Origin of the sequence: Alkalibacterium putridalgicola (assembly GCF_040959045.1) — a bacterium.
Classification (GTDB): Bacteria; Bacillota; Bacilli; order Lactobacillales; family Carnobacteriaceae_A; genus Alkalibacterium; species Alkalibacterium putridalgicola.
In genome coordinates, this window is sequence record NZ_CP162615.1 from 246,820 (window position 1) to 259,403 (window position 12,584).

At 38.4% G+C, this 12,584-nt stretch carries 13 protein-coding genes; 12 read left to right on the forward strand and 1 reads right to left on the reverse strand.

Annotation, left to right across the window (positions count from 1 at the left end; genetic code table 11):
* Window positions 1-152 precede the first annotated feature (152 nt).
* Together AB4027_RS01345 and AB4027_RS01350 are read left to right on the forward strand one after the other, a co-directional pair.
* Complete coding sequence (locus AB4027_RS01345) at window positions 153-1,340, forward strand: IS256 family transposase (protein ID WP_368645653.1); 1,188 nt, start codon at window positions 153-155, stop codon at window positions 1,338-1,340.
* Window positions 1,341-1,397: 57 nt separating this feature from the next.
* A complete protein-coding gene (locus tag AB4027_RS01350) occupies window positions 1,398-1,589 on the forward strand; it encodes a hypothetical protein (RefSeq protein WP_091489694.1) in 192 nt (63 codons plus the stop codon).
* A 113-nt stretch (window positions 1,590-1,702) separates the two neighbouring features.
* Here AB4027_RS01350 and AB4027_RS01355 read toward each other — a convergent pair whose 3' ends face one another.
* Entirely contained in the window at window positions 1,703-2,143 is a 441-nt protein-coding gene (locus tag AB4027_RS01355) for a hypothetical protein (protein WP_368645654.1), read from the reverse strand.
* 407 nt (window positions 2,144-2,550) lie between these two features.
* Here AB4027_RS01355 and AB4027_RS01360 point away from each other — a divergent pair, with 407 nt between their 5' ends.
* From AB4027_RS01360 to AB4027_RS01405, 10 genes are all read left to right on the forward strand, one after another.
* Window positions 2,551-2,694 (forward strand): DUF1541 domain-containing protein, encoded by a 144-nt coding sequence (locus AB4027_RS01360; RefSeq protein WP_368645655.1) that lies wholly within the window; start codon window positions 2,551-2,553, stop codon window positions 2,692-2,694.
* Window positions 2,695-3,115: 421 nt separating this feature from the next.
* Window positions 3,116-4,123, forward strand: a complete 1,008-nt coding sequence (gene gap, locus AB4027_RS01365) for a type I glyceraldehyde-3-phosphate dehydrogenase (RefSeq protein WP_368645656.1) — start codon at window positions 3,116-3,118, stop codon at window positions 4,121-4,123.
* Window positions 4,124-4,154: 31 nt separating this feature from the next.
* Window positions 4,155-4,349: a C4-dicarboxylate ABC transporter gene (locus AB4027_RS01370; protein ID WP_091898591.1), complete on the forward strand. Its 195-nt coding sequence runs from the start codon at window positions 4,155-4,157 to the stop codon at window positions 4,347-4,349.
* A 269-nt stretch (window positions 4,350-4,618) separates the two neighbouring features.
* Window positions 4,619-5,509 (forward strand): fructose bisphosphate aldolase, encoded by an 891-nt coding sequence (locus AB4027_RS01375; RefSeq protein WP_091898589.1) that lies wholly within the window; start codon window positions 4,619-4,621, stop codon window positions 5,507-5,509.
* 561 nt (window positions 5,510-6,070) lie between these two features.
* Window positions 6,071-6,526 (forward strand): copper-responsive transcriptional repressor TcrY, encoded by a 456-nt coding sequence (gene tcrY, locus AB4027_RS01380; RefSeq protein ID WP_368645657.1) that lies wholly within the window; start codon window positions 6,071-6,073, stop codon window positions 6,524-6,526.
* Between the two features lie 12 nt (window positions 6,527-6,538).
* Window positions 6,539-9,007 (forward strand): heavy metal translocating P-type ATPase, encoded by a 2,469-nt coding sequence (locus AB4027_RS01385; RefSeq protein WP_368645658.1) that lies wholly within the window; start codon window positions 6,539-6,541, stop codon window positions 9,005-9,007.
* A 24-nt stretch (window positions 9,008-9,031) separates the two neighbouring features.
* The gene (locus AB4027_RS01390) at window positions 9,032-9,295 is read left to right on the forward strand and encodes a hypothetical protein (RefSeq protein ID WP_091482189.1); all 264 of its coding nucleotides are present in this window, start codon (window positions 9,032-9,034) and stop codon (window positions 9,293-9,295) included.
* A gap of 76 nt (window positions 9,296-9,371) precedes the next feature.
* Window positions 9,372-9,575 carry a heavy-metal-associated domain-containing protein gene (locus AB4027_RS01395; RefSeq protein ID WP_368645659.1) on the forward strand — a complete coding sequence of 68 codons (204 nt, stop codon included), beginning with the start codon at window positions 9,372-9,374 and terminating at the stop codon, window positions 9,573-9,575.
* Between the two features lie 112 nt (window positions 9,576-9,687).
* Complete coding sequence (locus AB4027_RS01400; RefSeq protein ID WP_368645660.1) at window positions 9,688-11,835, forward strand: heavy metal translocating P-type ATPase; 2,148 nt, start codon at window positions 9,688-9,690, stop codon at window positions 11,833-11,835.
* A gap of 119 nt (window positions 11,836-11,954) precedes the next feature.
* Window positions 11,955-12,575 carry an adenylate kinase gene (locus tag AB4027_RS01405; RefSeq protein WP_368645661.1) on the forward strand — a complete coding sequence of 207 codons (621 nt, stop codon included), beginning with the start codon at window positions 11,955-11,957 and terminating at the stop codon, window positions 12,573-12,575.
* Window positions 12,576-12,584 lie beyond the last annotated feature (9 nt).

Here is a 12,584-nt window from a genome sequence, read left to right on the forward strand (position 1 = left end):
TTAACACCAACAACAATTAGCAGTGATCCCTAGTTTTATGCAACACTGGTGGGTGTACGAGAGTGTAAAATATTTTGTGTAAATAGAAAAAAGGAAGTCCCTTCTGTAGAATAGAGTTACCACACTAAATTCACAGAAAAGAGGACTTCCCTATGAACAATCTTACTACAGATATCTTACAGACTCTAGCTACAAAAGATGATTTGAACGAATTATTCCGTTCGCACTTGGAATTAGCCGTAAATACGCTCCTGAGAACAGAGCTGACTGCCTTTTTGGATTACGAAAAGTATGATCGGATTGGTTTCCATTCAGGGAACTCACGCAATGGGTCCTATGACCGTACGGTCAAGACAGAATACGGCGAACTTCATCTACAGATTCCGCGCGACCGCAACGGTGAATTTAAACAACAGACTCTTCCTGCATATAAGCGAACCAATGGCACGTTAGGAGAAACCGTCATTCATCTTTTTCAAAAAGGTATTACCATGTCTGAGATTGCTGATTTGATTGAGAAAATGTACGGTCATCACTATACACCACAAACGATGTCCAATATGACTAAAGTCTTTACTGAAGAAGTATCAGCGTTCAAAAAGCGTAAACTAAACAGTCATTATGCAGTCATTTATCTGGACGCTACCTATATTCCTTTGAAGCGGAAAACCGTTGAGAAAGAAGCCATACACATTGCGGTGGGAATTCGACCAGATGGTGCCAAAGAAGTCCTAGGATACGCTATTGCCCCTAATGAATCGACCGTCACATGGAAAGAGATATTGGAAGATTTATCCGACCGTGGTGTCAATGATGTTCTTCTTTTCGTGACCGACGGTCTCAAGGGTATTAAAGATACGATTCATCACGTTTTTCCTCAAGCAGCTTACCAACACTGTTGTGTCCATGTTTCTCGCAACATTTCTAGTAAAGTACGCGTCGCTGATCGCAAGGAAATATGCGAAGACTTTAAGACGATTTATCAAGCAGATTCACGAGAGACGGCCCTTGAAGCTCGCCTTGCTTTCTCAGAAAAATGGCGCAGTAGCTACTCTAAACTGGCCAAGTCTATTCTAGAAAATGATAACTTACTTACATTTTACGATTTCCCTTTATCAATCCGTAGGAGCTTGTATTCCACTAATTTGATTGAATCCTTTAATAAACAAATTAAAAAGTATAGTCGACGTAAAGAGCAATTTCAGAATGAAGAATCTATGGATCGCTTTTTGGTTTCCCGTTTTGATACGTACAATCAGAAGTTTTTGACACGGATTCACCGCGGCTTCCAACAAGCTGAAGCAGAGCTAGAAAAAATGTTTGAAAGATTAACAAATTAATAAATCGATTTTATAGAAGGAGTACTTCATTTACACATAATTATTGACACTCCCCTTATGTACGAGAATATATGGGAAGAATATTATAGAAATGATACAAAAAATGAAAGCATACATATTAGTGACAACAAATTAATTTTTCAATGTGAAGCAGGAATTGCTTTATCCACACACAAAAATGAATTTGAAGTAATTTTTCATGCATTTGCACTCAAATTGCTATTAGTAGACACAAGTTCATTTGATTAGAAAAAAGATCATCATTGCTTTAAAGAAGCCCATAAAAAAGGAGAAAAACAAAAAAGGAAGTGATGAGCGGGGGAAAATCGTCTAATAACTGTCTTACAAGTGGCATTTCCTCTTCATGTAAAGACACGTTTTTCTTTTGTCCGGCAGCATTGATAACATAGCCCACTTGAATTGACGTTAACATCGTTTTCCAGCTCGGTACTGATTGACTCATTTTCTTTTATAATATCTTTTTTACGTCCGGTTAAATGGAGCTTTCCTTTGTCGTAAAAATTAATTAATTTATGAGCGGTCTTCTTTGGTACCGGACTCCTGAATTTTTCCCATTTCCGTCCATACTTGGTCAAGAACTGTTCTTTGTCCGTCTCTCTTAAAGTTTCCCATAATTCGGGCAGTACATCGTCGAGCTGATGAATGATCGATTGGCATTGTCCAATTTTATTCAGGCTCTCCATGTCACGTTTTAAACTTTCAATGGTTCCTTCTCCGTAAGTGTGCCACATTTTTTTGAGCGCAATGCCATGCAGTTTCACTTCTTTCTTAGACCAGTTCACCATTGTTTCCAGAGGAATAAATCCATAGTATTTTACACAAGATTATGGGCTTGACTGAACTTGTAAAAGAAGCCCTCTAAAACAATTAAAATAAAACTTAGTGAGATTAATAAACGATTTAAAGACGATCTAACGAATAATTACTCTGTTTTTAATTTCTAGGACGGTCTACTTCTTTATTGTAGAACCGCTTCTCAACTATTGAAAAAATGGTAAACAGACATAAGTCTTTACTTGTAATTAATAAAAAATCGAAATGTTTGACAATGTAGATATACAGCCATAAACTAAGAACACAGTCAATATCTACATCTGTAGACGAAACTTATTATTGGAGGAGATAAATTGCTGAGTCAACTGAAAGTGCTGTTGAACCCGGAGAAGAAGTGACATTAGAAGCTAGACATATGGAAGGTATGGAAGGAGCAACTGCAACAATTGATGATGCTGTTACATCAACTGTATATATGGTAGATTATCAACCAACCGACGGCGGAGAAGTAGTTCGTAACCATAAGTGGCTGACTGAAGAGGAACTAGGTCAAGAATAATAATCCAAAAAATGTGCGATCAATTAAATATAGAAAAAATCCCTGTATATGAGAAGACTTAGTGATACCTTCTTATGTATAGGGATTTTATGTTCCTTGTTAAATTAAAATATATATCAATAACAATATCAGAAGGAATTATTATAATGGAATTATTATAATTCACTTGTTCATTTATATAACTTCTATCAGATATTTTAAGAATCTCGAAGACTTGTAAGAGTAAGATCACGAAAAAAACTATTTTAAAAATACTCTTGACAACTATCATTTACTAATGTAAACTCAAGTCAGCTTAAGGTTTACACGAGTAGACGTAGAGGAGGGGTTAATGTTAAACTTTGGCTGCTAATTAAGGATAACCAGCACATATTCATCAAGAAAAATAGTACAAAATTAAAAAATTAAATGGAGGAATATAATGACTACTAAAATAGCAATTAATGGATTTGGTCGTGTTGGGCGAACGGTTTTAAGAAGGTTAATTGATTCCAAATCGGACTTAAAAGTCGTAGCTATTAATGATTTGGCTGATATAGACACACTGACTTACCTTTACAAATATGATACAACCTATGGCCGTGCACCTTATAAAGTTGAAGCAATAAAGGATAGCTTAATTATCGATGATCAGGCCATTGAGATGTACAAAGAACAAGACGCAAAGGAACTTCCTTGGTCTGAACTAGGTGTAGATATCGTCATTGAGTCAACTGGTATGTATACATCAGCCGAAAAGGCACAGGCACACCTTGACGCCGGGGCGAATAAAGTCATCATTACTGCACCAGCAAAAGATGAAACAACTAAAACCATTGTTTTTGGCGTAAACGAAACAGACCTCTCAAAAGAGGATGTAATTCTATCAGCTGCGTCTTGTACTACAAATGGTTTGGCGCCTCTCGCGAACGCACTTCATCAAAACTTTGGGATTGCAACTGGTTTGATGACAACAGTTAAAGCATACACCCCTTCTCAGAAATTGCACGACAGTCCAAATGAGGATCTTAGAAGAGGACGTGCGGCAGCAATGAATGCTATACCGACGACTACTGGAGCGGCACAAGCGGTTGGTAAAGTCATTCCTGAATTAGATGGTGTTATTGATGGAACGTCTGTGAGGGTACCTCTTTTAGGTGGCGCATTAGTGGAATTCTATACGAATTTAAACCAAAAAGTAACAATCGATCAAGTCAATCAAGTCATGTTTGAGGCAGCAAATGAATCATTTGAGTACACAGACGACCCGATTGTTTCTTCAGATATTCTGGGCAGTGTTGCTGGATCAATTTTTGATGCTACCCAAACAGAAGTCATAGAGCATGAAGATAGTCAATTAGTAAAAACAGTCGCATGGTACGACAGTGAATATGGTTTTGTTTCTAATTTGGTGCGTTTAACAGAATATGTTTCTCGATTAAATAAATAATTAAAAAATATGCATAAGGAGAAGATAAATCATGAGTGATACAACTGGGCGATGGTTAGGATGGATTGGAATTCTTGTAGGGATAATCGCTTTCTTTTGGCAACCGGTATGGCTGGGAGTAGCTGCAGTCGTTCTAGGAATCATCGGGCTATTTTCCCCACAGAAAGGACTCAACTGGACAGCGATTGTTATTGGGGCAATTGCGTTAGTCCTGCCACTTTCATAATCAGAAAATGTAATAACAGCGATAATAGGCAAAGAAGACCTGTTATTTAGAATGTTTACCCCTTGAGCCTGTAAGGCTCAAATTTGTAATAAAAATGAAATCGGCGGATAGAAACCCTCTACAATAGAATTTCTATCCGTCGATGTTCTGAAAAAGCTTATTTTTTGGTATTTTTTTAAAAAAGTGGTATAGGATGAAAATTTTTAATAAACTAATTAGTGAAGGATAACTATGGGAATTTCAGAAAATCTATGGAGGAGAATTTATCAATGAATCAAGAACATTTTGATACTATAAAGAATAAAGACGGCTTTATCGCGGCACTTGATCAAAGCGGTGGTAGTACACCAAAAGCTCTGAATGATTATGGGGTCAGTGAAGACCAGTATTCAAATGACGATGAAATGTTTGATCTTGTTCACAAAATGCGTACACGAATCATCACATCTCCATCTTTTACTCCGGATAAAATTATTGGCGCGATTTTATTTGAACATACGATGAATAATAGGATAGAAGGTCAGTATGCTGGAGATTATTTAAGCGATAAAGGAATTGTTCCGTTTATTAAAATAGATCAAGGACTTGCAGATGAAGAACATGGTGTACAATTAATGAAGCCAATTCCAGGACTTAATAATTTACTTCAACAAGCAAAAGAACAAAATATGTTTGGTACAAAAATGCGTTCAAACATTCTTTCATATAATGAAAAAGGCATCGATGATGTAGTCACCCAGCAGTTTCAAGTTGCTCAAGAAATAATTGATGCTGGCTTAGTTCCTATCGTTGAACCTGAAGTGAATATTCATTCTGAAGATAAAGAACAAATTGAGGAATATTTAAACCAATCCATTAAAAACCATTTAGATGCATTAGCTACTGATGATTATGTGATGTTGAAATTAACTATCCCAACGAAAGCTAATATATATCAAGAATTAGCCGATCATTCACAAGTTTTACGTGTTGTTGCTTTATCAGGTGGTTATGAAAGAGACGAAGCGAACGAAATGCTTAGTCAAAATGACAATGTTATAGCAAGTTTTTCACGGGCGCTTACGCAGGACTTATCTGTTAATCAAAGTGATGCAGACTTTGATGCAAAACTAAAAGAAGCAGTGGATTCTATTTATGAAGCTTCTGTTGTAAAAAACTAAATCTTTGCAAAAAAACTTCCAATATTCATATACCAGAACTTACATTTGAGTTATAGTATAGACAGAGAGTAGCATATCATTCTCCTAGATTTTAAGAGGGTACTCCCCAATGAGCTACTCATACAATTATAGTCCGATAAAGACGCAAAAAGGCAGAGCTCTCACCTTGCTTTTTTTGTGTTTAAAGTTGAAATAGTTTGTAGATGAATAATTTGCGATGCTGCGACCCCTTGAGCCTGTTAGGCTCAAATTTGTAATCAAAATGAAATCGGGGGATAGAAAACCCGTACAGTGGGATGTCTATCCGCCGACATTCTGAAAAAGCTTATTTTCGGTGTTTTTTTAAAAGAGAAGTGTCCGACGAACCAATCCCTAATTAATGAACTAAAACACAAGCCATATTTTCGTCAGGCGTGTCGCATCGAAACGAAAGTTAAAAAGTTATAAAAAATAATACATCACAAATTATTCATTTACATAAACTCTTGACAATAATCGTTTACTAGTGTAAACTCTATTTAACATTAATGCTTACGCGCGTAAACGAAAGAGGGAGAGAATATGAGTACTATAGCTGTAGACCTTCATATAACCGATGCTGAATGGGAAGTCATGCGTGTGGTCTGGGCGAATACCCAAGTGACTAGTAAAGAAGTCATTTCTACATTGGGAGAGAAAATGGACTGGAAACAAGCGACAACCAAAACGCTCTTAGGTCGACTCGTGGAAAAAGGCGCACTGAATACAGAACAAGAAGGTAGAAAATATATTTATTCGGCAAATATCGAAGAGAAAGAAGCGGTAAGAAGTTTTACAAACGATATTTTCGATCGTATTTGTCGAAAGAATGTCGGGAATATAATAGAGAGTATCATTGAGGATCATACTTTAAGTTTCGATGATATCCAACGGCTAGAAGAAATATTAGAGATGAAAAAAGCTTTCGCAGTAGAAGAAGTTGATTGTCAGTGTGTAGAAGGGCAATGCGAATGCCATTTACATCATCATGGAGAATAAGGAGCGAAAAAATTGGAGAATAAATCATTTGCCATAGAAGGTATGACCTGTGCGTCTTGTGCACAGACAGTAGAAAAAGCAGCAAAAAAGGTACATGGGGTCACAAAGGCTTCCGTAAACCTAGCAACAGAGAAGTTAAGTATTGAGTACGATGAACCAACTTTTTCGGTAGAAAATCTACAAAAAGCGGTGGATAATTCAGGGTATGAAATAGTCACCCAGGAAGGAACGACGCAAACCTTTGCAATTGAAGGTATGACCTGCGCATCCTGTGCACAAACAATTGAAAAAGCCGTCGGAAAGTTGTCGGGCGTAGATAAAGCTTCCGTCAATTTAGCGACAGAAAAAATGCAAGTTTCCTATAACCCGTCAGCAATTTCAGTATCTGATGTGACTGGTGCTGTATCCAATAGTGGTTATGCAGCCGTATTAGAGACTACGGATACTCAAGCTCATTCACGAGCAGAGAAGCGTGAGAAAAAAGAAAAAAGAATAAAGCAACTTTTAAATCGTTTTGGGATATCCATTATATTTACAATCCCTCTATTAATTCTATCCATGGGTGAAATGGTCGGTATGCCTCTACCAAATATCGTTGACCCAATGATAAATGCATTTAATTTTTCTCTTTTACAACTTATTCTGACTTTGCCGATAATGGTAGTAAGCTGGGAATATTTCCAGAAGGGATTTAAAAGTTTATTTAAAGGTCACCCAAATATGGATTCCCTGATTGCGCTTGGTACGGCGGCTGCATTTGTTTACAGCCTTGCTGCGACAATCGGAACTGGCTTAGGTTATGGTAATTTTTCAGAGTTACTTTATTATGAAGTGACCGGTGTTATCTTGGCGCTCCATACTTTAGGACTATTTTTAGAAGACCGCTCAAAGGGGCAAATGTCCTCAGCTATTGAGAAATTAGTTAGCTTGGCTCCTAAAACAGCTCGAGTGATACGTAATGGTGAAGAACAGGAAATTGCTGTGGAAGCTGTCGCTCTAGGAGATATCATTAGAGTTCGTCCGGGAGAAAGAATGCCTGTAGATGGTGTTGTTGTTGAAGGACGTACTACAGTTGATGAATCGATGCTGACAGGAGAAAGTATTCCTGTTGAAAAGCAAGATGGAGACGAGGTTATTGGGGCGAGTATAAATAATAATGGTTCCATTGAATACCGCGCCACTCGAGTGGGAAGCGATACAACCCTATCCCAAATTATAAAAATGGTAGAAGATGCACAAGGGTCTAAAGCACCCATTGCTCGAATGGCCGATATCATTACAGGATATTTCGTACCGATTGTTATCGGATTAGCCATTTTAGCAGGAGTTGCTTGGTTAATTGCAGGTCAAACAGGTATATTCGCTTTATCCGTTATCATAACAACCCTTGTCATTGCTTGTCCATGTGCCTTAGGTTTGGCGACTCCAACAAGTATTATGGTTGCAACCGGAAAAGGGGCAGAACATGGTGTCTTGATAAAAAATGGTGAGGCGCTAGAAACCACTCATAATCTAGAGACGATTGTATTTGATAAAACAGGAACCCTGACAGAAGGTAAACCTATCGTGACGGATATTTTAGTGACTCCTTTGATTACTGAAGAAGAGCTTTTATATTATGCAGCTTCTGGTGAAACTGGATCTGAACACCCATTAGGCGAAGCCATTGTACAAAAATCAAAAGAAGAGAATATGTCATTAACTAAGCCGGATCATTTTGAAGCCATTCCTGGACACGGTATTAAAGTAGAAATTGATGGCAAAAATATGTACATTGGAAACCGCAAGCTGATGGTAGAGCAGAATATTGATTTATCAAGCATGGAAAAAGAATCCGATCGCTTAGCAGACGAAGGAAAAACACCGATGTATCTCTCTATAGACGGAGAATTGGCTGGAATTGTCGCAGTAGCGGATACATTAAAAGAAAATAGTATGAAGGCTGTTAAAGAACTTAAAAAACGTAACATCGAAGTCATTATGATTACTGGAGATAACAAACGTACAGCCAAAGCGATAGCTAAGCAAGTGGGTATTGACCGCGTATTAAGTGAAGTATTACCTGAAGATAAAGCAGAGGAAGTCAAAAAACTACAAGAATCAGGCAAAAAGGTCGCAATGGTTGGGGACGGCATTAATGATGCACCAGCATTGGCTCAAGCGGATATCGGAATTGCAGTTGGATCAGGTACGGACGTGGCGATTGAATCAGCTAATATTGTCCTCATGCGTAATGATTTAACAGCTGTATTGACTGCGATTGATTTAAGTCATAGAACACTACGAAACATTAAACAAAACTTGTTCTGGGCTTTTGCTTACAACGTTGTAGGTATTCCAGTTGCAATGGGTCTCTTGTATATTTTCGGCGGCCCGCTGATGAGCCCAATTTTTGCGGCAGTCGCAATGAGTTTCAGTTCGGTGTCGGTCTTGCTCAATGCTTTACGGTTAAGACGATTCAACCCTTCGCCTGTTAAGTGAAACAAATGTTAAAGGAGGACAAAGATGAGACCGGGGTTGATTATTGAAGGGATTGGTTGTGTTAAGTGCGCCGAAGCAATAGAAGAGGAGTTTATGGCCAAATCGACCGTTGAAGAAATATTTAGCGGAATACACAAAAAAATGATTTTCGTCCATATAAGTAAGAATGTCACGCGAAAAAGTTTCCTTTCTTCGCTGATGGACGTGCCTCTGTTGTTAAAGGGAATCATTGAAGCGGCTCACTGTCACTGTTGTAGAGAAATCCACTTTGACTTTCCGGCCGGTTAATTGTTTATTGGATTTATTTTTGCCCTTCTTCGATTTGAAGAAGATAAAAAAATTAAAAGAAAAAGGAGAATGAATGATGAAAAAAGAAGTCTTATTAGATGGCATAAAATGTGCAGGTTGTGCCAATACAGTGCAAGAAAAATTTTCAGCTATTGAAGGGGTTGAATCTGTAGAGGTTGATTTAGCGACTAAAAAAGCAGTACTTGAAAGTCAAACAGAGATTGATACCGAAACGCTCAATGCTGCGCTAGCCGATACGAAATATTCTTTAGTGAAATAGAAACGAACTATAATTAGTGCAAATGTCACACGTATATTCATAAGACGGACCTCACATTTTTATATCAAGAAGAAAAAGTGAGGTCTTTTTTAAAAATTTAGGAGGAGCGTATATGGGTAATAAACACAGCAATCATTCGTCGCATAAACATACCGCGGACAATAAAATGAAACACAGCAAGATGGACCATAGTACGATGGATCACAGCAAGATGGACCATAGTGCGATGGACCATAGTCAGATGGATCACAGCAAGATGGATCATAGTGCGATGGATCACAGTGAAATGGATCATGGCGCAATGGGAGGGCATGCCCACCACCATCACGGTAGCTTTAAGGAGATTTTCTTGAAGTCACTCCCATTAGGAATCATTATTATGTTATTATCCCCTATGTTTGGGTTCCAACTACCATTTCAGTTTACATTTCAGTATTCTGATATACTCGTGGTTCTTCTTTCTACGATTTTGTACATTTATGGCGGTAAACCTTTCTATATGGGAGCAGTGGATGAGTTTAAAGAAAAAGCTCCTGGAATGATGGCTCTTGTCACTCTTGGTATCTCGGTTTCCTACTTTTACAGTGTTTATGCAGTCATTGCTGGATATGTGACTGGTGAACATGTGATGGACTTTTTCTTTGAATTTTCTTCATTAGTATTAATCATGTTGTTAGGTCACTGGATTGAGATGAAAGCAGTTGGAGAAGCCGGAGATGCACAAAAAGCATTAGCTGAATTGGTACCGAAAGATGCTCACGTTGTATTGGAAGACGATTCAATTGAAACACGTCCAGTTGCTGACTTGCAAGTAGGCGATTTGATTCGTGTTCAGGCTGGAGAAAATGTTCCAGCAGATGGAACCATTCAGCGCGGCGAATCACGTGTTAACGAAGCACTTTTGACTGGGGAATCGAAATCAATTGAAAAAAATCCCGGAGATGAGGTCATCGGTGGATCAACAAATGGTAGTGGTGTCCTCTATGTGGAAATAAAGCAGACGGGCGATAAGTCCTTCATTTCTCAGGTTCAGACATTAATCAGTCAAGCTCAAAGCCAACCATCTCGAGCAGAAAATCTTGCACAAAAAGTTGCAGGATGGCTCTTTTATATTGCGGTTATTGTAGCGCTTATTGCCTTTGTCATATGGATGGTTATAGCTGATGTACCAATGGCAGTTATTTTTACAGTCACCACATTAGTTATTGCTTGTCCGCATGCCCTGGGTCTGGCTATTCCATTGGTGACTGCTCGTAGTACCAGCTTAGGGGCCAGTCGGGGATTATTAGTGAAAGACCGGGACGCTTTGGAGTTGACTACAAACGCAGATGTTATGGTTTTAGATAAAACGGGAACTTTAACAACTGGTGAGTTTAAAGTATCAGATGTTGAACTCTTTAATGATAAATATACGAAAGATGAAATTGTTGCCTTATTGGCAGGTATCGAAGGCGGATCTAGTCACCCTATCGCTCAGTCAATTATTAGTTACGCAGAACAGCAAGGGATACGTCCAGTAAGTTTTGATTCGATTGATGTTATTTCTGGCGCTGGTGTAGAAGGTCAAGCTAACGGACATCGTTATCAATTAATCAGTCAAAAAGCATATGGACGTAATCTGGATATGGATATTCCAAAAGGAGCAACCCTCAGTGTCTTAGTAGAAAACGACGAAGCAATCGGTGCTGTAGCTTTAGGGGATGAATTAAAACCAACAAGTAAAGACTTAATACAAGCCCTTAAAAAGAACAAGATTCAGCCGATTATGGCAACGGGTGACAATGAAAAAGCGGCTCAAGGAGCTGCAGAAATTTTAGGTATTGATTATCTAGCTAGTCAATCTCCTCAAGACAAATATGAATTAGTTGAAAAACTTAAAGCAGAAGGAAAGAAAGTTATCATGGTCGGTGACGGGGTCAACGATGCACCTTCTCTTGCATTAGCAGACGTTGGTATAGCTGTTGGTGCCGGAACTCAAGTAGCATTGGATTCAGCCGATGTCATCTTGACACAGTCAGACCCTGGCGACATTGAATCCTTTATCGAGTTGGCTCAGAAGACCACACGTAAGATGAAAGAAAATCTTGTTTGGGGAGCAGGGTATAACTTTATCGCGATCCCAATAGCTGCAGGAATACTAGCACCAATTGGTATCACATTAAGTCCAGCGATTGGAGCAGTTCTTATGTCGGTGTCAACAGTTGTTGTCGCAATCAACGCTATGTTCCTAAGGTTAGATCCTAAATCAAGTGTCGATTAACATGTCGAATAATTGAATCACCTTAACGTGTAAGAATACAATAGTTTCACAGGAAAGGAAGAGATGGAATAATTTAAAAAATCATCTCTTCCTTTTTTAGTTTATAAGGAGGAAAAATTATGAGGCTGGTCCTTTTAGGGTTACCCGGTGCTGGGAAAGGCACTCAAGCTAAAAGAATCGCAGAGAAGTACCACCTGACGGCTATTTCAACTGGTGAAATGTTACGAGAAGCAGCCAAGGAGAAAGATACATTCGGACTCAGAGTGCAGGAATATATGAATAAAGGAGAGCTAGTTCCAGATGAGTGGATAAACTCATTGGTTAAGAGTCGTTTACAAGAAAAAGATGTTGAAAATGGCTTTGTTCTGGATGGTTACCCACGTACCCTACAGCAAGCAAAAATGCTCGAAGCTTACCTACAAAGTCAGAAACAGAATTTAGACGCTGTTTTCTTTTTAGATGTAAGTCAGGATACGTTAAGACATCGGTTAGCGCAACGAGGGAATCTTCGTTCAAAAGAAAAACAAGGAAATTCCCAAATCGAAGCAAAAAGGGAAAAAATTCGACTGGATGACAAACCAGAAGTGATTGAAAATAGGCTACACATTAATAAGGAATTAATGGAATCACTTATTCACTTCTACAAGGAGCGAAATCTGCTTTACGTTATCAATGGTGAAGGGGATTTTGACAATGTGTTTGACAATATAAATGAGGGTTTATTGTCTGTAAACAAATAACTACACAAA

What these genes read in the sequence shown, in the direction of transcription:
- AB4027_RS01400 (WP_368645660.1), top strand. Translation starts at nt 9,688, where the DNA reads ATGGGTAATAAACACAGCAATCATTCGTCGCATAAACATACCGCGGAC.
- AB4027_RS01345 (WP_368645653.1), top strand. Translation starts at nt 153, where the DNA reads ATGAACAATCTTACTACAGATATCTTACAGACTCTAGCTACAAAAGAT.
- AB4027_RS01350 (WP_091489694.1), top strand. Translation starts at nt 1,398, where the DNA reads ATGTACGAGAATATATGGGAAGAATATTATAGAAATGATACAAAAAAT.
- AB4027_RS01370 (WP_091898591.1), top strand. Translation starts at nt 4,155, where the DNA reads ATGAGTGATACAACTGGGCGATGGTTAGGATGGATTGGAATTCTTGTA.
- gap (WP_368645656.1), top strand. Translation starts at nt 3,116, where the DNA reads ATGACTACTAAAATAGCAATTAATGGATTTGGTCGTGTTGGGCGAACG.
- AB4027_RS01390 (WP_091482189.1), top strand. Translation starts at nt 9,032, where the DNA reads ATGAGACCGGGGTTGATTATTGAAGGGATTGGTTGTGTTAAGTGCGCC.
- AB4027_RS01405 (WP_368645661.1), top strand. Translation starts at nt 11,955, where the DNA reads ATGAGGCTGGTCCTTTTAGGGTTACCCGGTGCTGGGAAAGGCACTCAA.
- tcrY (WP_368645657.1), top strand. Translation starts at nt 6,071, where the DNA reads ATGAGTACTATAGCTGTAGACCTTCATATAACCGATGCTGAATGGGAA.
- AB4027_RS01360 (WP_368645655.1), top strand. Translation starts at nt 2,551, where the DNA reads ATGGAAGGTATGGAAGGAGCAACTGCAACAATTGATGATGCTGTTACA.
- AB4027_RS01375 (WP_091898589.1), top strand. Translation starts at nt 4,619, where the DNA reads ATGAATCAAGAACATTTTGATACTATAAAGAATAAAGACGGCTTTATC.
- AB4027_RS01395 (WP_368645659.1), top strand. Translation starts at nt 9,372, where the DNA reads ATGAAAAAAGAAGTCTTATTAGATGGCATAAAATGTGCAGGTTGTGCC.